The organism is Streptomyces sp. NPDC044044 (assembly GCF_056434405.1).
Genome location: NZ_JBWKFG010000017.1, coordinates 1 through 21,880, shown reverse-complemented (window position 1 = coordinate 21,880; position 21,880 = coordinate 1). Strand labels below are relative to the sequence as shown.

Here is a 21,880-nt window from a genome sequence, read left to right as displayed (position 1 = left end):
CCGCCTGTCCGCGGGCCGGGTCAGGTCAGCGCGCTCACCGGGATCCGCCGGAACGTGATCGTCTCATAGGCGCTGAAGTCACCCGTCTCGTAGAGGAGTCCGACGGTCTCGTCGTCGACGCGGACGAGATCGGAGTACGCGGCGGGCAGCCCGTCCACCGTGTACGCGTGCCGCCACGTGGCGCCGCCGTCGTGGCTCCCGCGCACCGTCATCAGGGCGCGGAAGCCGGGGTCGGCGGGCCCGGAGAACAGCAGCACGTCCGGCGTACGCAGCTGGAGCACGCTGCACTCGACGACGGGACCGACGAGCCCCGCCTGCGGCCGGAAGGGCTTGGCGAGGCTCTGGCCGCCGTCGCCGGAGTGGGCGTCGGCGCGGGTGCCGGGGGACGGTGAGTCGTTGCGGCTGTTGAAGTAGAGCCGCCCGTCGGGGAGTTCCGCGGCGGTGGTCTCGTTCACGTTCACATAGCCGTCGGTGTTGTCGTCGACGTAGCCGATGCGCCAGGTCTGGCCGAGGTCGTCACTGAGGAGACAGTGGCCGCCGTTGTACTTGCCCTCGGTGCCGTTGTCCGTGCCGGTCGGCGGCAGGGAGTGGTTGGCAGGCACGACGACACGGCCGCTCGCGGCGCCGCCGGTCAGCTGGATCGCGTGGCCGGGAGTGGTCGCGTACCACCGCCAGTTCGCCTTCTTCACCTGCCCGGTGATCTCCCGGGCCGCCGACCAGGTCAGCCCGTCGTCGTCGCTGTGCTGCACCCAGATCCGCCGCCCGTTCGCGGCGGAGACCTTGCCGCGGCGGATGGCGTCCTCGGTCGCGGCGGCGGCGTTGCGGACGTGGACGAGGAGGATGCGGCCGGTGTCGAGGACGACGGGGGCGGGGTTGCCCGCGAGGTTGTCGCCGTTCTTGACGACGGCCTGGAGCGGACCCCAGGTACGGCCGCCGTCGCTGGACCGCTTCAGGACCACGTCGATGTTGCCGAAGTCCTCCTGCGAGCCGACCCTCCCTTCGCAGAAGGCCAGCAGGGAGCCGGAGTCGGTGCGGACGACGGCGGGGATCCGGAAGCTCGCGTAGCCCTCGCGTCCGGCGCGGAAGGGAACAGTTGTCTCATCAGCCATCCCGGGTCAGTCCCCACCCCGGGCGAATTCCCGGTGAACTGCGCCTGACGACTGACATGTTGAGGCAGGATGCGGCCCCATGGACGCCGTACGGGTCGCGCTGCTGCGCGAAGTGCTCGCAGGAACCCAGTGGGTGGGCGCGACGCGACGCTTCGCGGGGACGCTGCGGTCCTCCGTGGTGCCGCACGGGGGCGGGCTGCTGCTCGTGGGCACGGAGGAGTACGAGCCGTGGCATCTGGCCGCGCATCTCGTGGACGAGGCGGCGTGGTCCGGAACGCCGGAACTGACGCCGACGCTCGTACGCCACCGGGTGCGGGAGGGCGACCCCGCCCACCTCTCGACCGGGCTCGGCAGGATCGAGGCGGCACGGCGCGGCGAGACACTGCTCGTGGTGGCACCGGACACGCCCGCCGCGTCGCCGGGCGCGGGCCTGCTGGAGCGGGTGCACGACGCCCGTGCGGCGGGGGCCACGGTGCTTTCCCTGGGTTCGGGGCACGGCGATCTGCAGGCCATGGCGCACGAGGCGCTGGCCGTGCCTCAGACGCCCGAGCTCGATCTCGACATGGTCCAGCACCTGGTGAGCGCGGCGGCGGGTGAGAACTCGCTTCCGGCGGCGCGGGGCCGCCGCGGCCTTCGCGACCGGCTCTCCCGCCTGGCCGACCAGCTGACGTCGCCGCCGCCGGCGCGGTGGTAACACCCCGTTCTGGCGGGGGCGCCTGCGCATCACCCTGAGCCGCCGCTTCGCGGCGGATGTCTCCCGCCCACCCACCCGAATACCCCGCAGGGCAATCGGGTGGGCGGGCGGGAAAAACTCGCCGCGAAGCGGCGGCTCCCCCCTGCTGGAGGCGCCCCCGCCCGAAGAAATCAGTTGCCCGGCAACACCATCCGCGCTGACCATGGCTGTTCGTGTCCCTCTCCTCTGTATTGCCCGACCTCTCCCCCTGGCGCTCCACGCGTGACTTCCGGCTGCTCTGGGTCCAGGGGCTCGTCACCACCTTCGGCAGCTTCATGGCCCTGGTCGCGCTGCCGTTGCAGATCAAGGACCTCACCGACTCGCCGCTCGCCGTCGGGGCGATGGGCGCGGTCGAACTGGTGCCGCTGATCGTCTTCGGGCTCTACGGGGGTGCGCTGGCCGACGCGGTGGACCGGCGCAAGGTGATTCTCCTGACCGAGGCGGGGCTCGGCCTGCTGGCGGCGGTGCTCCTGATGAACGCGCTGCTCCCGGAGCCACTGCTGTGGCCGCTGTACGTGGTGGCGGCGGGAGTCTCCGCGCTCGCGGGCCTGCAACGCCCCGCCCTCGACTCCCTGATGGCGCGCATCGTGCCGCACGACCAGCTCACGGCCGCCGCCGCGCTCAACTCGCTGCGCTGGAACGTCGGCGCGATCGCGGCCCCCTCGCTTGCGGGCCTTGTCGTCGCCTACGCCGGGCACGCACCCGCGTACGCGGTGACGGTGGTCTCCTTCGCCGCTTCCGTGACCCTGTGCGCCCGCATCGCACCCGCGCCGCCCGCGCACGACGCCGACAAGCCCTCCCTGCGGGGCCTCGCGGAAGGCGCGCGGTACGCGTGGTCGCGGCCGGTGCTGCTCGGCACGTACGCGATCGACATGGCGGCGATGTTCTTCGCCTTCCCGAACACGATCTTCCCGTTCCTCGCGGAGGATCTCGACGCGGAGTGGTCGCTCGGCCTGATGTACGCGGCCGGCGCGGTCGGCTCGCTGCTGCTCAGCCTGACCAGCGGGTGGACCTCACGGGTGCGGCGGCACGGGCTGCTCGTCGTGTTCGGGGCGGCGGGCTGGGGGCTCGCGATCACGGCCGCGGGTTGGTTCGGCAACGTATGGCTGGTGCTCGTGTGCCTGGCCCTCGCGGGCGCGGGCGACATGCTCAGCGGGCTGGGCCGCTCCACGATCTGGAACCAGACGATCCCGGACGAGCTGCGGGGGCGCCTCGCCGGCATCGAGGTGCTCTCCTACAGCGTCGGCCCGCAGCTCGGCCAGGTCCGCGCGGGGGCGGCCGCCGGCTGGACCGGCACCCGCAGCGCGATCTGGTCGGGCGGCCTCGCCTGCGTCGCCTCGGTCGCCGCCCTGACCGCGGTGCTGCCGAAGCTGCTTTCGTACGACGCGACCACCGACGAGGACGCGCTCCGGCGCCGGGAGGTCTCCGCCGCCGGATGACCGGATGAGCGCCTGACCCGCCGCCGGGCGCCCGGGGGCGGGTCAGGCGTTGGCGGCCCCGCCCCGGTCGTCCTTGTCGTGCCACTTCGGGTCGGTCTCCCACTCGAGGTTCCGCTCCGCGGCGGTCTCCATCGCGCGCTGGGCCTCCTCGCGCGACGCGTAGGGACCGAAGCGGTCCTTGCCGGGGCAGTCGGGGCCCTCCTCGACCTTCTGGTGCTCCAGGCAGTAGTACCACTCGCCCGGTTTTCCGACGGTCCGCTTCTTGAACAGCGCCATGGCCGCCCGCTCCTCTCGGTTCAGTACTGCTGGGTGCTACTGGGTCCCGCTCTCTGAGCCATGCTGCCCCACCACCGCTGGTTAGACTCGCTGGCATGTCTGGCCAGTCACTGCTCGTCCCAGGGGAGCTCTCCCCCATCCGCCCCGTTCCGGGAAACATCAGGCGCCCGGAGTACGTGGGGAAACCCGCGCCCACCCCGTACAAGGGGCCGGAGGTGCAGACCCCCGAAACCGTCGAGCTGATGCGCACGGCGGGCCGTATCGCCGCGCGCGCGATGGCCGAGGCCGCCAAGCACATCGCGCCCGGCGTGACCACCGACGAGCTGGACCGCGTCGCCCACGAGTACATGTGCGACCACGGCGCCTACCCGTCCACGCTCGGCTACCGCGGCTTCCAGAAGTCGCTGTGCACCTCGGTCAACGAGGTCATCTGCCACGGCATCCCGGACTCCACCGTCCTCAACGACGGCGACATCATCAACCTCGACGTGACCGCGTACATCGGCGGGGTGCACGGCGACAACAACGCGACGTACCTCGTCGGGGACGTCGACGAGGAGTCGACGCTGCTCGTGGAGCGGACCCGCGAGTCCCTCGCCCGCGCCATCAAGGCGGTCAAGCCCGGCCGCCAGATCAACATCATCGGCCGCGTCATCGAGTCGTACGCCAAGCGCTTCGGCTACGGCGTCGTCCGTGACTTCACCGGCCACGGCATCAACACGTCCTTCCACTCCGGCCTGATCGTCCCCCACTACGACAGCCCGCACGCGACGACGGTCATCCAGCCCGGCATGACGTTCACGATCGAGCCGATGCTGACGCTCGGCACGTACGAGTACGACATGTGGGAGGACGGCTGGACCGTGGTGACGAAGGACCGCAAGCGGACCGCGCAGTTCGAGCACACGCTCGTCGTGACGGACACCGGGGCGGAGATCCTTACGCTTCCCTGAACTCTGAGTGGGTAGCGTTTTACCGACAGGACGTCGGGAACCAGTTGACTTAGGTAAGCCTAACTTGGATGATCGGTGCAGGCACCGCCGGTTCGCACTGGTTCCCGCCTTTCTTCGGCTTTCTACGCTCTATTCGGCTTCGGAGGTCCCTCATGGATCCGTTCTCCACGGTCATCCGCACCGCGTCGCACGAGCAGCACACGGAGGCGGAGACCTCGACGTTCATGAGCGACCTCCTCGGCGGCAGGCTCGGCGTCGACGCGTACGCGCGCTACACCGAACAACTGTGGTTCGTGTACCGCGCCCTGGAGGAGGGCGCCGCGGCGCTGAAGGACGATCCGGTCGCGGGACCGTTCATCCAGCCCGAGCTGCTGCGCGTCGCGGAGCTGGAGCGGGACCTCTCCCATCTGCGGGGCGCGGGCTGGCAGTCCTCGGCCACGCCGCTGCCCGCCACGGCGGCGTACGCGGCGCGGATCGCGGAGTGCGCCCAGGAGTGGCCCGGCGGCTATGTGGCCCACCACTACACCCGCTACCTCGGGGATCTCTCCGGCGGCCAGATCATCCGCGGCAAGGCGGAGCAGACGTGGGGGTTCGCCCGGAAGGGCGACGGGGTGCGGTTCTACGTCTTCGAGGGAATCTCGAACCCGGCCGCGTTCAAGCGGGGCTATCGCGAACTGCTGGACGGTCTCGGGGAAGTCGTCCCCGATGAGCTGGAGAGGCAGCGGATCGTGGACGAGTGCAAGCGCGCCTTCGCTCTGAACACCGGGGTGTTCCGCGAGCTGGGGGAAGAGTTCCCGCTGTCCGCGTAAGCGGCTTCTTTTCCCCGACCCCGCCCCTTCCCGACAATGTGAGGGGTGGGGTTGGAGGAAGAACCGCCGGAGGCAGACCTCAGCCCCCTGCCAACCGCACCCGTCCCCCTACCTCAACCACCCCACCGGGCCCCGGCGCCGCAAGAATCTGCGAGCCCCGCCCCTGCGTGATGTTCAACGCCCGGCCCAGCTGCGCGCACAACAGCAACGCCGCCGCCCCCGTGGCCTCGTCCTCCCGGATGCCGTCATCGCGCCCCGGAAAGCCCCGGGCACGGACCCGCCCCGCCGCCTCGTCCTCCCAGGCCCACGCGTACACCCACTCCCCCAGTGGAGGCACCGCGAGGGCGTCCACCTCGGCCGCGGTTCCGTACGAACGCAGCGTCCGCTCCGGCGCCCACTCCGGCCGCGCGGCGATCCAGCTGAACTCCCCGTCCTGACGGGCCTCCACCACCCCCGCGGGCGTGAACAGTTCAGGGACGTCGAGCAGCCAGGACGTACCGACGCAAGGGTGCCCGGCGAAGGGAAGCCGCAGCGTGGGGGTGTAGATGTCGATGACCCCGCGCTCGGGGTCATCGACGAACACCGTCTCGCTGAAGCCGAGCTTCCCGGCGATCTCTTGCCGCTCGGCACGCCCGGGAACGCGGGCCCCGTCGCGCACGACACCGAGCTCATTGCCGTGCCGCCCGTCGGGCCCGCAGAAGACTCGCAGGACGTCCAGTCCCTCAAGTAGTTCTGTCACCCGGGCATTCAAACATCCTCAGGAAGTGCGGCGCCGGGCCACGAAGACCGCTCCCGCGCCCGCGGCGACGATCACGCCCGCCGTCCCGAGCAGCGCACCCGTCGGCACCGACGCACCGGTGGACGCCATCGCGCCGCCCGTGCCGCCGCCGACCGAACCGCCGAGGTCGGACGAACCCCCGCCGGTGGAGCCGGAACCGCCCGTGCCGCCCGTGCCACCGCTGCCGCCCGGCAGCTGTGCCCCGTCGGCGACCGCGAGCGCCACCGTCACCGGGTCGATCGCGTCGCCCGCCTTGTAGCCGGACGGCGCGTCCTCGCTCTCGAACTGCTTCGCGCCCGCCGCGGTGAACGCCGCGGGCACCTTGTCGAGCACGACGACATCGTCCTTCGCCGCGTACGACGCCTTGGAGAGGTCGAGCGTCGCGAACTTCACGTCGTTGTTGGTGCCCTTGGGCGTGGTGACGTCCACGGTCAGCGTGCCCTTGGTGCCGCTCGCGGCCACCTTGATGTCGCTGAACTTCATGTCGATGCCGTGCGCCTTGTACTGGAAGCGGACGGCGCCACCGAAGGACGCGTCCAGCTTCTTCGCGTCGCTGTCCACGTCGCCCTTGGCGTACGGGAAGTCGTAGCCGTTGTCGTTCTTCTCGGCACCGCCGGAGAGCGTGGCGCCGCCGCCGGACTCGATGTACCGGCGGAAGCTCTCCTTCACGCCCCAGGCGAGCGAGCCGTCGTGGACCTCGCCCGCGGGCTGCTCGGTGCCGGACGTCGGCTTCGGCGTCGTGGTGGGCTTCTCCGTCGGCTTCGGGGTCTGGGTGGGCTTCGCGGTCGGCTTGGGCGTCTCGGTGGGCTTGTCCGTCGGCTTGGGCGTCTCGGTCGGCTTCTCGGTCGGGGCGCCGCCCTGCTTCACCGAGAGGGTGGCCGGGTCGAGCTTGTCGCCCTCCTTGTACATGCCGTTGAACGCCTTGGCGCCGTCCGCCGTCAGCGTCGCCGGGATGTCCTTGTAGGTCATCGCGCCGCCCTCGCCCGTGCCGGGCCTGATGCCGGTCAGGTCGAGCTTGGCGAGGTCGATGTCGTTCTGGGCGGTGCCGTTGAGGCTGACGTCGGCCTGGATGGCGCCGCTCGTGCCCTTCGTGCGGACCTTCACGTCGGCGACCTTGATGTCGAAGGCGTGGGCCGTGGAGGAGAAGCGGACGCTGCCCTTGAAGGCGACGTCGGTGGCGTGCGTCCCGGTGTCGTACGTCCCCTTGCCGTCGGTGAAGGTGAACACCCCGTTGTCGGCGGCCTGCTTGGCACCGTCCGTGGCCTCGATCTTGCCCGCGGCCATACCCGTGACGTACTTGCGGAAGGACTCCTTGAAGCCCCAGTCCAGCGTGCCGTCCTTGAGTTCCACCTGCGGCGCGGCGGCGTTGCCGCTGTCCGCGGCGAGCGCCGGAAGGGTCAGGGCGGTCGCGCCGAGCGTGACGGCGGTCGCGACGGCTGCCGCGAGGGTTATGGGACGACGGTTGGCGGCCATGGTCAGGCTTCTCCTTGAGAGACGTGTCGGGGAAAGACGTGTCGGGGAAAGACGGGTGAGCAGAGGGTGGGACGACCCGCGAGGGTCAGGAATCCGAGCCGGGGGCGCCGTCCGTCGCCGCACGCTTCTTGCGTACGACGCCGAACGTGACCGCGGCGGCGAGCAGCACCGCCACGCCCGCGCCGATACCGATCGGCAGGGCGGGCGACGAGGAGTCGGAGGCGTCCGAAGCGGTGTTCTCGGTCTTCGGCTCGGCCTTCTTCGCCTGCGGTGTCGGGCTCGCGGACGAGCCGAGGTCCGGCAGCGCGGGCAGTTTCGCGTCGGCGTCGAGGCCGACGGCGAGCGAGAGCGGGTCCATCGCGGAGCCCGCCTTGTACATGCCGCCGAACGCCTTGGCGCCGTCGGCGGTGAGCTTCGACGGCACCTCGGTGAGGGAGACGAGCCCGTCCTTCGGCTTCAACTCCTCGGCCGCGAAGGTGACCAGCGGGGCCTTCTTCAGCGTGACGCCCTTGTCGCCCTTGCTGTCGGAGCCCTTGCTCTCCGAGCCCTTGCTGTCGACGTCCGCGAAGAGCGTGCCCTTGCCGTCCTTCACCTCGACGGCGACCTTGCTCAGCGCGAGGTCAAGGCCGTGCTCGCCGGTGAAGCGCACCGCGCCCGCGAAGTCCGCGTCGAGGGTCTGCTTCTTCTTGTCGTACGTCCCCTCGCCCTGCGGGAAGCGGAAGAGCGCGCCGCCGTCCTGGGCCCCGGCGGACAGTTTCCATTCGCCCTTGGCGATGGAGCCGGTGACGTACTCACGGAAGGTGCGGCGCACGCCCCAGTCGACGGCGGCGTCCTCGATCCGGCCCGCCTTGGCCTTGCCCTTCCCCTCCGCATCCGATGGCTTGGGCGACGGCTTCTTGGAGGGCTTGTCGGAGCCGGATCCGGAGCCGGACTTCGCCGCGAGGTCCGTCGACAGGCTCACCCGGTCGAGCTCGGTGCCTGCCGTGTAGTACCCGGCGAAGGCCTTCGCTCCCTGGGAAGTGAGCGTCGCGGGAAGGTTGTTGAGGGCGATCGGGCCCGCGCCGCCCTTCATGTTGATGCCGGACATGCCGAGGGTCGCGAGCGGCACCTGGGCGCTGGTCGTGACCTTGCCCGTGCCCTTCTCCTTGCTGACCATGTCGGCGTAGAGCGTGCCGGAGCCGCCGGAGATCTTGACGGTGGGGCGGCTGATGGTGAGGTCCAGCTCGTACGAGCCGCCCTTCTTGTGCCCGAGGAAGTGCACTCCGCCGGAGAACGCGGCGCTGAAGGCCCCGCTGTCCGGGTCGTACGAACCCTTCGCCGAGTGGAAGCGGAACTGGCTGCCGCCGACCGTGGCGGCCCCGCCCTGCAGCGTCGAACTCCCCTGGGCGATCGGCCCGGTGACGTAGCTCTGGAAGGAGGATTTGATGCCCCAGTCGAGCCGTCCGCCCTGGACCGTGCGGTCCTGCGCGTGCGCGGTGGCCGCCGGCAGCAGTGCTCCGACGAGTGCGGTGAGCACGGCCACGGCTCCGGCGCGGGCGATGGCTCGCGCCTGTCTTGACGACGACATGGGACCCCTCCAGGTGTGGCTAATGAGGTAAGGCTAACCTAAACTACGATCACTCCGGCTGGAACCCCCATCCCGGCCACCCGGGCAACAAGCGCCCCACAACAGACTCACAACAGACCCACAACAGGCCTTCAACAGCACGACAGGACGGTGGACTTCGGTGCGTATGCCGCGCTCACTCCGTATCGCCGGCGCGTGGACCGCCGTTCTCGCCCTGGCTCTCACGGGCTGTGGATCATCGTCGGACGGCGGTGGCGAGACGTCCCCGAAGGCGAAGGCCGCGGCTTCCGCGCCCGACCGGGTCGAGCCGCTGAAGTCCCGTCCCGCCCCCGCGCTCCCCGCCACCGTCACGTCGGCCGACGGCAAGAAGGTCACCGTCAAGGACACGAGCCGCATCGTGCCGCTGACCGGCAGCCTCAGCGAGATCGTCTTCACGCTCGGGCTCGGCGAGAACGTCGTGGCCCGCGACATCACCGCCACCTTCGAGCAGGCGAAGAAGCTGCCGGTGGTGACACGTGCGCACGACGTATCGGCGGAGAGCGTCCTGTCCCTGAAGCCCACGGTCGTCCTCGCGGACACCTCGACGGGGCCCGCCGAGGCCATCGGCCAGATACGCGACGCGGGCATCCCGCTGGTCGTGTTCGACCCGGCGAAGGGCCTCGACGACGTGGGCCCGCGCATCGACGCGGTGGCCAGGACGCTGGGCGTCGGGAAGTCGGGCGAGGTGCTCAAGTCCCGTACGCAGGACCGCATCGCGAAGGTACGGAAGTCCATCCCCGCCGCCGCCCGCACCGAGAAGCCCCGCGTCGCCTTCCTCTACCTGCGCGGCTCCGCCTCCGTCTATCTGCTCGGCGGCCGCGAGTCCGGGGCGAGTTCACTCCTGGAGGCGGCGAGCGCCGTCGACGCGGGCAAGGAGTCAGGTCTGAAGAAGGACTTCACGGCGATCACCAGCGAGGCACTGGCCAAGGCGGCGCCCGACGCGATCCTGGTCATGTCGAAGGGGCTCGAATCCGTGGACGGCGTGGACGGGCTGCTCAAGATCCCGGGCGTCGCCGAGACCCCCGCGGGGCTCGACCGCCGCATCGTCTCGATCGACGACGGGGTGCTCCTGAACTACGGGCCGCGGACGGACCAGGTCCTGAAGTCGCTGGTGGAGCAGTTGTACGGGAGCGCGAAGTGACCGTCCTCGCCAAGCCGGTGGACGACAGAGCCGCGTCGCGGGAGCCGCACAAGCCCGGCGTCCGCCGCTGGAGCGCCACCGCCGCCCTCACGCTCGGCCTCGTCGCCGCCCTCGTACTCCTCTGCCTCCTCTCCGCCGGCATCGGCGCCTACGACATTCCCCTCGGGGACGTCCTCAGCTCCGTACAGCACCGGATCGGTCTCGGCGGGAGCGTGCTGGACCGGGTCGGCGAGAGCGTCCTGTGGAACGTGCGGCTGCCGCGCGTGACGCTCGCGCTGCTCGTCGGGGCGTCCCTCGGCTGCGCGGGGGCGCTCATGCAGGGCGTGTTCGGCAACCCGCTCGCCGAGCCCGGCGTCATCGGGATCTCGGCGGGCGCGGCCGTCGGCGCGGTGGCGTCGATCGCGCTCGGCCTCAGCTTCTTCGGGAACTGGACGGTGACGGTCTGCGCGTTCGTCGCCGGGCTCGCGACCGTCCTCCTCGTGTACGTCCTCTCGCGCAACGGCGGGCGCACGGAGGTCGTCACGCTCATCCTGACCGGGATCGCGGTGAACGCGTTCGCGGGGGCGCTGATCGGGCTCTGCATCTTCTTCGCGGACAACGCGCAGATCACCCAGATCACCTTCTGGCAGCTCGGCTCGCTCTCCGGTGCGACCTGGCCGAAGGTGCTCGCGGTACTGCCGTGCGCGGTGGCCGGTCTGGCCGTGGCGCCGCTGTACGCACGGAAGTTGGACCTCCTCGCGCTCGGCGAGCGGCCCGCGCGGCATCTCGGTGTCGACGTCGAGCGGCTGCGGCTCGTCCTCGTCCTCGTGGTGGCGCTGCTGACCGCCGCGGCCGTGGCCGTCGCCGGGATCATCACGTTCGTCGGGCTCCTCGTCCCGCATCTGCTGCGGATGGCGGCGGGCCCCGGGCACCGCTTCCTCGTGCCGGGCAGCGCGCTGGGCGGGGCGGTCGTCCTGGTCGGCGCGGATCTCGCGGCGCGGACGGTGGCGGCTCCGGCGGAGCTGCCGCTCGGGGTGCTCACCGCGCTCTTCGGGAGCCCGTTCTTCTTCTGGCTGCTGCGCAGGACCCGTCGTAAGCAAGGGGGTTGGGCATGACGGCCAACACGGGCAGGACGGGCACGACGGGCACGACGGGCGTGATCGGGTGGATCGCCCACCGGCTGTTCCCCTCCGGTGGCGGGCGCGCGCTGCCGGGGGGCGTATCGCCCGGCGACGTGCTGGCCGAGGCGTCGGGGCTGCGGGTGCGGCTCGGGGGGCGCGAGGTCCTTGCCGGGGTGTCCCTGACCGCGCGGGCGGGCGAGGTGCTTGCCCTGGTCGGGCCCAACGGGGCGGGGAAGTCGACCCTGCTGGCCGCACTGGCGGCCGACCTTCCGGCCGACGAGGGGGTCGTACGTGTCTGCGGTCGCCCCACCGCTCAGTGGCCCGCCCGTGAACTCGCCCTGCGGCGGGCCGTGTTGCCGCAGGCCGCCGCGCTCTCCTTTCCCTTCGCGGTCGAGGACGTCGTACGGATGGGGCGTGCGCCCTGGTCAGGGACGGCACTGGAGGACGAGGACGACCGTGTCGTGCGCGAGGCGATGGCCGCGACGGAGGTGAGTGAGTTCGCCGCCCGTCCCTTCTCCGCGCTCAGCGGGGGTGAGCGGGCGCGGGTCGCGCTGGCCCGTGTCCTCGCCCAGCGGGCGCCGCTGCTGCTGCTCGACGAACCGACCGCGGCGCTCGATCTGCGCCACCAGGAGCTCGTGTTGCGGATCTGCCGGGAGCGGGCCGCCGCGGGGGATGCGGTGGTGGTGGTGCTGCATGATCTTGGGCTTGCGGCGGCGTACGCGGATCGCGTGGCGGTGCTTCAGGGTGGGGTCGTCGCCGCGGAGGGCCGACCGGCCGAGGTGTTCACCGGGGAGCTCCTGAGCGAGGTGTACCGGCAGCCGGTCGAGGTCTTTCCGCATCCCCGGACGGGGGCTCCGCTGGTGACTCCGGTGCGGGGCTGAAGGCGAACCCTGCGGGGCGAACGCCGGACGGGCCGGAATGGAAAAGCCCCGTCTTGACCTCCGCTTTGCCATCCCATGGAGCCCCCATCACCCCACCGTGACACCCCCGTGAGCACCCCCGACCGTTGAGAGCTGAATCACGGAACGGCTGGGTATCGACCAGGTAAGGGTCAGTTAAGTTAGGTCCGCCTCACCGGCATGCCGGAACCGTCCGTGACCCGTCTTGGAGCCCCTATGCGCCCCGTCCGCCTCCCCGTCGCCACTGCCATCGCCGCAGCGGCAGCGCTCACCGCCGTCACGGGCTGCACCGAGAAGAGCGACGCCAAGAGCGGCGGCAACACCGTCGAGGTGACCGCCACCGACGACAAGTGCGAGGTCTCCAAGACCGAGCTCAGCTCCGGGCATGTCGAGCTCGCCATCGAGAACAAGGGCTCCAAGGTCACCGAGGTCTACCTCCTCTTCCCCGACGACCGCATCGTCAGCGAGCGCGAGAACATCGGCCCCGGCACGAAGCAGAAGCTCACCGCCGAGGTGAAGTCCGGCTCGTACCAGATCGCCTGCAAGCCCGGCATGAAGGGCGACGGCATCCGCCAGAAGGTCACCGTCAGCGGCGGCAAGGCCGTCAAGCGCGACCCGCGCCTGGACAAGGCCGTCGCCGACTACCGCGCCTACGCGCAGGAGCAGGCCGACGCGACGCTGCCCAAGGTGAAGCTGTTCACCGACGCCGTCCGCGAGGGCGACATCGAGGCCGCGAAGAAGACGTACTCCACCTCCCGCATCGGCTGGGAGCGCACCGAGCCGGTCGCCGAGTCCTTCGGTGACATCGACCCGAAGGTGGACGTCCGCGAGGACGGCCTCGAAGAGGGTCAGGACCTGGAGAAGGACTGGACGGGCTGGCACCGTCTGGAGCGGGCCCTGTGGAAGGACAAGAAGATCGGCGAGCGCGAGAAGGAGCTCGCCACTCAGCTGGACAAGGACCTCAAGGACTGGCAGAACCGCGTCGGCAAGGCCGAGATCACCCCGACCTCGATGGCCAACGGCGCCAAGGAGCTCCTCGACGAGGTCGCCACCGGCAAGGTCACCGGCGAGGAGGAGCGCTACTCGCACACCGACCTCGTCGACTTCAAGGCGAACGTCGAGGGCGCCGAGAAGGCCTACGGCCTGCTCAAGGCCGTCGCGTCGGAGAACGACCCGGCGCTCACCAAGGAGCTCGACAAGCAGTTCGCGGCCCTGGACAAGCTGCTCGTCGAGTACCGCAAGGGCGGGGGCAAGGACTCGTACGAGTACACGTCGTACGACAAGGTCGGCAAGGCGGAGCGGAAGGAGCTCCAGGACGGCGTCAACGCGCTCGCGGAGCCGCTGTCGAAGCTGGCCGCCGCCGTCGTCGTCAAGTCCAAGTAGCGGCTGGGGGGAACCGGAACGATGGCTGAGATCACCGGCGACACGGGCACGGGGCCCGTTCCCGACGAGGCGGACGAGGGCGCCGGCTCCGGTTCCCCCTCGCGGCGTTCGCTCCTCGGCTGGGGCGGCGCCGGGCTCGCGCTCGGCGCCGCCGTGACCGGGGGCGCGGTGGCGGTGGCCCGGTCCGGGGACGATGCCGTGCCGGCCGCGTCGGCGGGCGGCGCGGTCGCCTTCCACGGCAAGCACCAGGCGGGCATCGCGACCGCCGTCCAGGACCGGCTGCACTTCGCCGCGTTCGACGTGAAGACGGACGACCGCGAGCAGTTCGTGCAGCTCCTGAAGGACTGGACGGAGGCCGCCGCGCGGATGACCGCGGGGCACCAGGTCGGCGACGGCGCCTTCGGCGGGCTCTCCGAGGCGCCGCCGGACGACACCGGTGAGGCGCTGGGCCTCAAGCCGTCCCGGCTCACCCTCACCATCGGCTTCGGCCCCGGCCTCTTCGACAAGTTCGGGCTCGCGGACCGACGGCCCGATGCGCTCGTCGATCTGCCCAAGTTCCCCGGCGACAACCTCGACAGGTCCCGCAGCGGCGGCGACCTGTGCGTGCAGGCCTGCGCGGACGACCCGCAGGTCGCCGTGCACGCCATCCGCAACCTCGCCCGCATCGGCTTCGGCAAGGTCGCGGTGCGCTGGTCGCAGCTCGGCTTCGGGAAGACCTCGTCGACGACGCCGGGTGCGCAGACGCCCCGTAACCTCTTCGGCTTCAAGGACGGCACGCGCAACGTCTCGGGCGAGGACGCCTCCGCGCTCGCGAAGCACGTGTGGGTCGGCGAGAAGGACGGGCCCGGCTGGATGGCCGGCGGCTCGTACCTCGTCGCGCGCCGCATCCGCATGAACGTCGAGACCTGGGACCGGACTCCGCTCGGCGAGCAGGAGGACATCTTCGGGCGCGACAAGGGCGAGGGCGCCCCGGTCGGCAAGGCCAAGGAGCACGACGAGCCGTTCCTGAAGGCGATGAAGCCCGACTCGCACGTCCGGCTCGCGCACCCGGACACCAACGACGGTGCGACGATCCTGCGCCGCGGCTACTCCTTCACGGACGGCACCGACGGCCTGGGCCGCCTGGACGCGGGGCTCTTCTTCCTCGCGTACCAGCGGGACGTGCGCACGGGGTTCATTCCGGTGCAGCGCACGCTGTCGCGCTCCGACACGCTCAACGAGTACATCCAGCACGTGGGTTCAGCGGTCTTCGCGATCCCGCCGGGCGTCCGCGGCAAGGACGACTGGTGGGGCCGGGCACTGTTCGGCTGAGGGGATCTGACAGACATGTTCGGCAACTACCTGATCGGCCTGCGCGAGGGGCTCGAAGCCAGCCTGGTCGTCTGCATCCTCATCGCCTATCTGGTGAAGACGGAGCGGCGCGACGCGCTGCGGCCCATCTGGATCGGCATCGGCGTCGCGTGCGCGCTGGCGCTCGGCTTCGGCTGCGCGCTCACCTTCGGTTCGCAGGAGCTGACGTTCAAGGCGCAGGAGGCGCTGGGCGGTTCGCTGTCCATCGTCGCCGTGGCCCTGGTGACGTGGATGGTCTTCTGGATGCGGCGTACGGCCCGTCATCTCAAGGCGGAGCTGCACGGCAAGCTGGACGCGGCGCTGCAGATGGGCACGGGCGCCCTGGTCGCCACCGCGTTCCTCGCCGTGGGCCGGGAGGGCCTGGAGACCGCGCTGTTCGTGTGGGCGTCGGTGCGGGCGTCGGGCGACGGTACGCCGGGGCCGCTGATCGGCGTGCTCCTGGGGCTGCTCACCGCGATCGCGCTCGGCTGGCTGTTCTACAAGGGCACGGTCCGCATCAACCTGGCGAAGTTCTTCACCTGGACCGGCGCGATGCTGGTGGTCGTGGCGGCGGGCGTCCTCGCGTACGGCGTGCATGACCTGCAGGAGGCGGAGTTCCTCGGTGGGCTGCAGAACAAGGCGTTCGACATCAGCGCGACGATCCCGCCGGACAGTTGGTACGGCACGCTCCTGAAGGGCGTCTTCAACTTCCAGCCCGATCCGACGGTTGTCCAGGTCACGGTGTGGCTGCTGTACCTGATCCCGACGCTCGCGTTCTTCTTCGCCCCGGTAGGGTTCGGGCCCGGGAAGGGGAAGGTGAACGCAACGCATGAGCAGGCTTCCAAGGCAGCGCACTCCGATGCGGGGCGGACGGTCGCAGCGGACGGTCCGGTACGCGATGGCGGCGTCGACGGCGACCGTACTGACGGTGACGGCGACCGGGTGCGTGACGGTGCACGGGGAGCGGGAGGTCATCCCGTCGGCGACGAAGGCTGAGGCCGACCGCGCTCTGAAGGACTTCCTCACCGCGTACAACAAGGCCGAGAAGGCGTACGACCCGGCCCTGGACGCGGCCCGGGTCACGGGCCCGCTGGGCGCCATCAACCAGGCGGGCCTGAAGTCGCGGGGCGCGCAGAAGCCGGGCGGCAACCCCAAGCAGGTGCCCCTCGAGCTGACGGACGCGAAGTACTCGATCCCCAAGAAGGCCGGCTGGCCCCGGTGGTTCGTCGCGGACACGAAGTCCAACCGCAGGGGCGACCTGCGCTGGGTCCTCGTCTTCACGAAGGGCAGCAAGGACCAGCTGTGGGAGGCGTCCTACCTGAACCTCGTGGCGCCCGACAAGATGCCCGAGCTGAAGAAGGACAAGGACGGCTGGGCCGAGCCGGTCGCGGTGAACTCGTCGGCTCTGGCCGTGGCGCCGAAGAACCTCGGCAAGGAGTACACGACGTATCTGAAGTCGGGCGGCGACACCTTCGCGCCGGGCGATCACACGTCGACGTGGAAGGCGTTCCGCGACAAGAACACCAAGCGCCGCGGCATCGCCGTCCAGTACATCGACGAGCCGAAGAACGACGGAGCGTTCGCGCCGGTGGGTCTGCGCACCCAGGACGGCGGCGCGATGGTCTTCTTCTCGACGCACCACTACGAGAAGCAGACCGCCGCGAAGGGCGTGAACCTCACCGTCGAACCCGACGTGAAGCCTCTCCTGACGGGCGAGGTCAAGCAGTCGGTGATGCTGGAGCGCGTCTCCAACCAGGTCGTCGTGGACCCGGCGGGGACGGGCAAGGTGACGTTCCTGAGCCGCATCCAGGGCCTGACGGGCGCGAAGGGCGAGTAACCCGTCCTTCGCGCGCGGGCGTCAGCCCCTCAGCGGCCAGGCGGCGACGTCGTGCTGGGGCTCGCCCGCGACGCGGGCGCACTCGTCGGTGAGCGTCTCCAGGAGCGTCAGCGGGTCCGGGAGCTCGTGCTCGGGTCCGCGGATCCAGCTGACGGCCAGATCGTCCGGCAGCCGGGCGGGCGGCACGAGGACGTACGAACCGCGGCAGTGCCAGCGGAAGCCCGGGTGTTCGTTCGTCGTCTCGGGGTGGCAGTCCAGCTCACAGGGCCACCACTCGTCCTCGTCCTCGGGGGTGCCGCGGGTGAGCGTGAAGAAGAGCATCCGCCCCTCGTCCATGGCGCCCTCGGACTCGGCGACGGGACCCACGTCGATGCCGTCGGCGAGCAGCCTGGCGAGCGCCTCGCGCCCGGCGGCGAGCGGCACGTCCAGGACGTCGTTGACCATGCCCGTCGCGGTGATGAAGTTGGCCTGCGGCTGGTGCCTGGCCCAGCGCTCGATCTGCCCGCGGTCGGTCGTGGACTGCGTCTGCCAGGCGAAGGAGATGGGGTGCCTGGCGGGGGTGGGACAGCCGATGCGGTCACAGGAACATCGGTACGCGGAGGGGTGCGCGGCCGGTGAGAGCGGCAGACCCGCTGCCGCCGCGGCGACGAGGAGGGCCTCACGGCTCGCCTCTTCACCTGCCGTGTCCTCCGGTCGGGGACGTCGGCGAAGCCACTGGGAAATCCTGCTCTGTCCGCCGGACCGGCGGCCGAACTCCGCGCCCATCTATCCCCTCACCTCGCATTTGTGCCGAGAAGCATGTCCCATGGTCGCACCATCCTGCTCCTCGGGGGGCCAGAGCCCACATCCGGGGTAGCTGGGGTGATGCAAGGCGCAGGGTGTCATCGCGCGTCATTGCGTACTAACAGGGGATATGCCCCCCTACCGTGTTCGCCATGGTCACAAGGACTGTGCTCTCGGGAGTCTCGGGGCTCATGAGCCTCACCACACTGACCCTCGCACCCCCCGCCGGCCCCCTCAACCCGCTCGAATGGCGGGGCGGCGGCCCCCTGACGGTGGAGGCCCTCCCCAGGGTCACGTACACAGCGCACCGGGGCGGCGCCCTGGAGGTGCCGGAGAACAGCATGTCCGGCCTGATGGCGGCCTACGCGCGCGGCACGGCCCAGGTCATCGACGTCGATACGCGGATGCTGCGCGACGGCACGCTCGTGGCCATGCACGACGCGACCCTGGACCGTACGACGACCTCCAAGGGCCCGGTGCGCTCGCTCACCCTGCGCGAGTGGCGCCAGGTGAGGCTGCGGCCGAGCGCGGGACTGCCCGGCGCCTGGCGCTCCGAGCGCCCGCCGACGGTCGCCGAGGTCCTCGACCGCTTCGGCGGGCGGATCGTGCTGATGCTGGAGGCGAAGGATCCGCGCAGCCTGCGGACGCTCGGCTCGCTGATCCGCGCACGCGGCCTGACCCGCTCGGTGTTCGTGAACTCGAACGAGCCCGACGTCGCATCCCGCGCCCACCGGATGGGCCTGCTCGCGCAGCTGTGGCGCTCCAAGGCGCAGATGCGCACGGACCGGCCCGCGCGGTGGGCCGGGTTCGTGGACGTCCTGGACGTGGACCACAGGGCCCGTGACGTGGACCTCCTGCGCGCGGTCGACTCCGGGATCCCCCGGGTGTGGGCGCACACGGTGACGACTCCGGGTCAGCGCGACCGGGCGCTGCGGCTCGGCGTCAACGGCGTCATCACGGACACGCCGGGGCTGCTCGCGCGGACGCCGGTGAAGGCCGCGAAGGGCGTGAGCACCGCCGGCCTGCGGGAGCGGTGGCCGACCGACCCCTCGTGATCAGCGCGGGGCGATGCCGTGGAGTGCGTACTCGACGAGCTTGTCGCCGTACTCGTGCGTGAGCGGTCCCGTCCGCTGCAGCCAGCGCTGGGCGAGCGGGCCCGTCCACAGCTCCAGGGCGATACGGGGATCCACTTCGGGAGCGACCTGGCCTGCCTCCTGGGCTTTGCGCAGGCGGTTCACGTAGAGCTGGAGCCCGGGTTCGAGGAGCTTCTCCACGTACTCGGCGCCGATCTCGTCGTTGAGCATGCCCTCGGCGGCGAGCGCCCGGTAAGGGGCGTCGTACTTGGGGTTCTTGAGCTCGTCGATGGTGGCCCGCACGACGTACTTGAGGTCGGCCTCCACGTCTCCGGAGTCCGGGAGCTCGTGCTCGAGTTCGCGGCCGCCTCCGGCGCTCGCCTCCAGGCTCGCCTGTTTGCCGAGATCCAGGAAGGCGTCGAGCAGGACGGCCCCCTTCGAGGGCCACCAGCGGTAGATCGTCTGCTTGCCCACGCCCGCACGGGAGGCGATGGCCTCGATCGTGAGCTTGGCGTAGCCGACCTCGGAGACGAGTTCGAGGGCGGCGTCATAGATCGCGTGGCGCGACCGCTCGCTGCGGCGCTTGGAGTCAGGGGCGGTTTTCTGGACCATGCCGTCGAATGTAGCAGCGAACGAGCCGAGACGTACCGTCTCATAACCTCTTGACAAGACGAACCGTCTCGTTCACAGTAATCGAGAACGCGAGACGAGACGTCTCGCGGGAACTCTCGATCCGGAGGTACGCACATGTCACGAGGCGGAGCAGGAAACATGCTGGGCGTGGGCGGTACGCGCACCAACCTCTCCCGCAAGGCCATGCGCGGCGGGGGCCGCGGCGGCCAGGTCGGCGGCGGGCTCAGCCCGCAGGCGCAGAAGCGTGAGCTGCTGCGCAAGCTGCAGGAAGGACGCTCGGCGCACGGCGCGTCATGAGAAGGGGACGTGGATGGCGTCCTGACCATCCGCCGACCCGGGTGGACCACTCGCTGAACCACCCGTTCGGATCACAGCGCGAGGGCTCCTCAGACCGCACCATGGGCAGCAACTGCCCCACTATGGGCAGTAACTGACCACCGCGGTACGTGAGGAGCCCTCGTTGAGTCGTTTTCCTCGTCGCGCCACACCCCGGCGCTATCTGATGTGCTCACCCGCACACTTCAAGGTCACGTACTCCATCAATCCCTGGATGGACCCCTCGAAACCGGTCGACGTCCCGCTGGCCGTCGCCCAGTGGGAGGACCTGCGCGACCGCTACCGCTCGCTCGGCCACACCGTCGAGGAGCTCACCCCCCGTCCCGGCCTGCCGGACATGGTCTTCGCCGCGAACGGCGCGACCGTCATCGGGGGCCGCGTGCTCGGCGCGCGGTTCGCCCATCCCGAGCGCGGTGACGAAGCGGTCGCCCACCTGGAGTGGTTCCGGGAGCACGGCTTCACGGACCTCCACGAACCCACGCACGTCAACGAAGGCGAGGGCGACTTCGCCGTCACGTCCTCGTACGTCCTGGCCGGACGCGGCTTCCGGGCCAGCCCTCTGTCGCACGGGGAGGCGCAGGAGTTCTTCGGCCGCCCGGTGCTCGGACTCGACCTGGTCGATCCCCGCTACTACCACCTGGACACGGCGCTCGCGGTGCTCGACGACGCGACCGACGACGTCATGTACTACCCGCCCGCGTTCTCGCCGGGCAGCCGGGCGGTCCTGCGGCGCCTCTTCCCCGACGCGCTGATCGCCGACGAGCCGGACGCGGTGGCCCTGGGGCTCAACGCGGTCTCCGACGGCCTGCATGTGCTGCTCCCGCAGGCCGCGGTCGGCCTCTTCGCGCCACTGCGGGAGCGTGGCTACGAACCCGTCGGCATGGACCTGGGCGAGCTGCTCAAGGGCGGCGGCAGCGTGAAGTGCTGCACACAGGAGCTGCGCGGCTAGGGCCTGGGCGCTAGCTCTCCTGGTGGGGCGGCCAGGCGTCGCCCCACTCCGCGTCGCGGGCCGCGCGGTACAGCGGTCCGTGGCGCTTGGTCACCGTCTCGCGGTGCAGCGTCTCGTCCGCTGCGCACAGGTCGAGCAGGACCTGGCCCTTGCGGATCTGCGGCTTGCGCACGACGCGCTCGCGCGCCGGATCGGCGTCGAAGCGGACCGCCGCCACATAGCTGAACTTCTCGTCCTCGTACGCCAATGAGCCGCCCTTGACCTTCCGGTGCAGGGACGAACGGCTGACGCGGGCGGAGAAGTGGCACCAGTCCTCGCCCGGCACGATCGGGCAGGCGGAGCTGTGCGGGCAGGGGGCGGCGATCCGGAAGCCGGCGGCGATCAGGCGGTCCCGCGCCTCCATGATGCGCGTGTAGCCGTCGGGGGTGCCCGGCTCGACGATGACGACGGCCTGGGTGGCCGCTGCCGCCGCCGCGTCCACGAGGGAACGCCGGTCGTCCTCCGTCAGCTCCTTGAGGACGTACGACACCGTGACGAGATCGGTGCTCTCGATGCTGAGCGCCGATCCGATACGAGAGCGCTGCCACTGCACGGCCTTCAACACCGGGTTCGCAGCGGCCAGTTCACGACCCAGCGCGAGGGCCGGCTCCGCCCAGTCGAGGACCGTGACGGGCCGCTCGCCGTCCCAGATGGCGCTCACCGCCCAGGTCGCCGCGCCGGTCCCGCCGCCGACGTCCACATGACTGCCGGGCGCCCACCCCGCGGGCGCCGCGTCCGCGAGAGCGCCGAGCGCGGAACGCACCGCCTCGAAGGTGGCGGGCATGCGGTACGCGGCGTACGCGGCGACATCCGCGCGGTCGCGCAGGATCGGGGCGTCGGTCGGGGTGAGGCCCCGGTAGTTGGCGATCAGCCGGTCGACGGCTTGAGCGGCCTGCTTGGGCGGAAGCCCGTCGAGGAGCCCCGCGAGGGCGGTACGCAGGGTCTCGGCCGGGGAGGCCGGGGATGCCGGGGAAATCGGGGCGTTCACCCCGTGATTCTACGGGGCCCCGTCAGGGGCGCGGCGACCTGCGCGACCAGCCCCCACCGGCCCGCGGGTGAGCAACCGCCCATTCCAGCGGAGGAGGGGGGAGGGGGGGGGGAAGGGGGGGGGGGGGGGGGAGGGGGGGGGGGGGGGGGGGGGGGGGGCGGGGGGGGGGGGGAACACCCCCCCCACACCCCGCCCTCAGGTCAGGTCCTGTGCC

Annotated in this window: 22 protein-coding genes; 14 read left to right on the top strand and 8 right to left on the bottom strand. The window is 71.1% G+C overall.

Going from position 1 to position 21,880, the window contains the following annotated elements; translation table 11 throughout:
• Nucleotides 1–20: 20 nt before the first annotated feature.
• Entirely contained in the window at nucleotides 21–1,109 is a 1,089-nt protein-coding gene (locus AC07AG_RS41510; RefSeq protein WP_478762219.1) for a sialidase family protein, read from the bottom strand.
• A 79-nt stretch (nucleotides 1,110–1,188) separates the two neighbouring features.
• Here AC07AG_RS41510 and AC07AG_RS41505 point away from each other — a divergent pair, with 79 nt between their 5' ends.
• Entirely contained in the window at nucleotides 1,189–1,803 is a 615-nt protein-coding gene (locus AC07AG_RS41505; RefSeq protein ID WP_478762217.1) for a hypothetical protein, read from the top strand.
• A 206-nt stretch (nucleotides 1,804–2,009) separates the two neighbouring features.
• Nucleotides 2,010–3,281, top strand: coding sequence for an MFS transporter (locus AC07AG_RS41500; protein ID WP_478762328.1), 1,272 nt, complete (start codon nucleotides 2,010–2,012; stop codon nucleotides 3,279–3,281).
• Nucleotides 3,282–3,323: 42 nt separating this feature from the next.
• On the opposite strand, the gene AC07AG_RS41495 is transcribed toward AC07AG_RS41500, so the two are convergent.
• Nucleotides 3,324–3,557: a hypothetical protein gene (locus AC07AG_RS41495; RefSeq protein ID WP_478762215.1), complete on the bottom strand. Its 234-nt coding sequence runs from the start codon at nucleotides 3,555–3,557 to the stop codon at nucleotides 3,324–3,326.
• Nucleotides 3,558–3,652: 95 nt separating this feature from the next.
• Here AC07AG_RS41495 and map point away from each other — a divergent pair, with 95 nt between their 5' ends.
• Both map and AC07AG_RS41485 read left to right on the top strand, forming a co-directional pair.
• A complete protein-coding gene (map, locus tag AC07AG_RS41490; RefSeq protein ID WP_478762213.1) occupies nucleotides 3,653–4,510 on the top strand; it encodes a type I methionyl aminopeptidase in 858 nt (285 codons plus the stop codon).
• A gap of 152 nt (nucleotides 4,511–4,662) precedes the next feature.
• Entirely contained in the window at nucleotides 4,663–5,319 is a 657-nt protein-coding gene (locus tag AC07AG_RS41485; protein ID WP_478762211.1) for a biliverdin-producing heme oxygenase, read from the top strand.
• Nucleotides 5,320–5,398: 79 nt separating this feature from the next.
• Here AC07AG_RS41485 and AC07AG_RS41480 read toward each other — a convergent pair whose 3' ends face one another.
• The 3 genes from AC07AG_RS41480 to AC07AG_RS41470 form a co-directional block, all read right to left on the bottom strand.
• Complete coding sequence (locus tag AC07AG_RS41480) at nucleotides 5,399–6,058, bottom strand: PhzF family phenazine biosynthesis protein (RefSeq protein WP_478762210.1); 660 nt, start codon at nucleotides 6,056–6,058, stop codon at nucleotides 5,399–5,401.
• A gap of 18 nt (nucleotides 6,059–6,076) precedes the next feature.
• Entirely contained in the window at nucleotides 6,077–7,570 is a 1,494-nt protein-coding gene (locus tag AC07AG_RS41475) for an HtaA domain-containing protein (RefSeq protein WP_478762208.1), read from the bottom strand.
• Between the two features lie 85 nt (nucleotides 7,571–7,655).
• Entirely contained in the window at nucleotides 7,656–9,137 is a 1,482-nt protein-coding gene (locus tag AC07AG_RS41470) for an HtaA domain-containing protein (RefSeq protein ID WP_478762207.1), read from the bottom strand.
• Nucleotides 9,138–9,303: 166 nt separating this feature from the next.
• On the opposite strand from AC07AG_RS41470, the gene AC07AG_RS41465 reads away from it, so the two are divergent.
• The 7 genes from AC07AG_RS41465 (at nucleotide 9,304) to AC07AG_RS41435 (ending at nucleotide 16,865) form a co-directional block, all read left to right on the top strand.
• Complete coding sequence (locus tag AC07AG_RS41465) at nucleotides 9,304–10,317, top strand: heme/hemin ABC transporter substrate-binding protein (protein ID WP_478762205.1); 1,014 nt, start codon at nucleotides 9,304–9,306, stop codon at nucleotides 10,315–10,317.
• Nucleotides 10,318–10,334: 17 nt separating this feature from the next.
• The gene (locus tag AC07AG_RS41460; RefSeq protein WP_478762326.1) at nucleotides 10,335–11,411 is read left to right on the top strand and encodes a FecCD family ABC transporter permease; all 1,077 of its coding nucleotides are present in this window, start codon (nucleotides 10,335–10,337) and stop codon (nucleotides 11,409–11,411) included.
• Nucleotides 11,408–12,298, top strand: a complete 891-nt coding sequence (locus AC07AG_RS41455) for a heme ABC transporter ATP-binding protein (protein ID WP_478762204.1) — start codon at nucleotides 11,408–11,410, stop codon at nucleotides 12,296–12,298. The genes AC07AG_RS41460 and AC07AG_RS41455 overlap by 4 nt, the downstream gene beginning before the upstream one ends.
• Before the next feature lie 234 nt (nucleotides 12,299–12,532).
• Nucleotides 12,533–13,699, top strand: a complete 1,167-nt coding sequence (efeO, locus tag AC07AG_RS41450; protein WP_478762202.1) for an iron uptake system protein EfeO — start codon at nucleotides 12,533–12,535, stop codon at nucleotides 13,697–13,699.
• A gap of 21 nt (nucleotides 13,700–13,720) precedes the next feature.
• On the top strand, nucleotides 13,721–15,010 hold the full coding sequence (gene efeB / locus AC07AG_RS41445; RefSeq protein WP_478762200.1) for an iron uptake transporter deferrochelatase/peroxidase subunit: 1,290 nt from the start codon (nucleotides 13,721–13,723) through the stop codon (nucleotides 15,008–15,010).
• A 15-nt stretch (nucleotides 15,011–15,025) separates the two neighbouring features.
• Nucleotides 15,026–16,024: an iron uptake transporter permease EfeU gene (gene efeU, locus AC07AG_RS41440; RefSeq protein ID WP_478762199.1), complete on the top strand. Its 999-nt coding sequence runs from the start codon at nucleotides 15,026–15,028 to the stop codon at nucleotides 16,022–16,024.
• Nucleotides 15,927–16,865 (top strand): SCO2278 family lipoprotein, encoded by a 939-nt coding sequence (locus AC07AG_RS41435; RefSeq protein WP_478762324.1) that lies wholly within the window; start codon nucleotides 15,927–15,929, stop codon nucleotides 16,863–16,865. The genes efeU and AC07AG_RS41435 overlap by 98 nt, the downstream gene beginning before the upstream one ends.
• A gap of 21 nt (nucleotides 16,866–16,886) precedes the next feature.
• Here the strand turns inward: AC07AG_RS41435 and AC07AG_RS41430 are convergent, their stop codons facing one another.
• The gene (locus AC07AG_RS41430; protein WP_478762198.1) at nucleotides 16,887–17,630 is read right to left on the bottom strand and encodes a bifunctional DNA primase/polymerase; all 744 of its coding nucleotides are present in this window, start codon (nucleotides 17,628–17,630) and stop codon (nucleotides 16,887–16,889) included.
• Nucleotides 17,631–17,800: 170 nt separating this feature from the next.
• On the opposite strand from AC07AG_RS41430, the gene AC07AG_RS41425 reads away from it, so the two are divergent.
• Nucleotides 17,801–18,703 carry a glycerophosphodiester phosphodiesterase gene (locus AC07AG_RS41425; protein ID WP_478762196.1) on the top strand — a complete coding sequence of 301 codons (903 nt, stop codon included), beginning with the start codon at nucleotides 17,801–17,803 and terminating at the stop codon, nucleotides 18,701–18,703.
• Here AC07AG_RS41425 and AC07AG_RS41420 read toward each other — a convergent pair whose 3' ends face one another.
• Nucleotides 18,704–19,333, bottom strand: a complete 630-nt coding sequence (locus AC07AG_RS41420; protein WP_478762195.1) for a TetR/AcrR family transcriptional regulator — start codon at nucleotides 19,331–19,333, stop codon at nucleotides 18,704–18,706.
• A gap of 135 nt (nucleotides 19,334–19,468) precedes the next feature.
• On the opposite strand from AC07AG_RS41420, the gene AC07AG_RS41415 reads away from it, so the two are divergent.
• Both AC07AG_RS41415 and ddaH read left to right on the top strand, forming a co-directional pair.
• Nucleotides 19,469–19,651: a DUF6243 family protein gene (locus tag AC07AG_RS41415; RefSeq protein WP_478762193.1), complete on the top strand. Its 183-nt coding sequence runs from the start codon at nucleotides 19,469–19,471 to the stop codon at nucleotides 19,649–19,651.
• A 163-nt stretch (nucleotides 19,652–19,814) separates the two neighbouring features.
• The gene (gene ddaH / locus AC07AG_RS41410) at nucleotides 19,815–20,639 is read left to right on the top strand and encodes a dimethylargininase (RefSeq protein ID WP_478762192.1); all 825 of its coding nucleotides are present in this window, start codon (nucleotides 19,815–19,817) and stop codon (nucleotides 20,637–20,639) included.
• 10 nt (nucleotides 20,640–20,649) lie between these two features.
• On the opposite strand, the gene AC07AG_RS41405 is transcribed toward ddaH, so the two are convergent.
• Nucleotides 20,650–21,666 (bottom strand): small ribosomal subunit Rsm22 family protein, encoded by a 1,017-nt coding sequence (locus AC07AG_RS41405; RefSeq protein ID WP_478762191.1) that lies wholly within the window; start codon nucleotides 21,664–21,666, stop codon nucleotides 20,650–20,652.
• Between the last annotated feature and the right edge of the window lie 214 nt (nucleotides 21,667–21,880).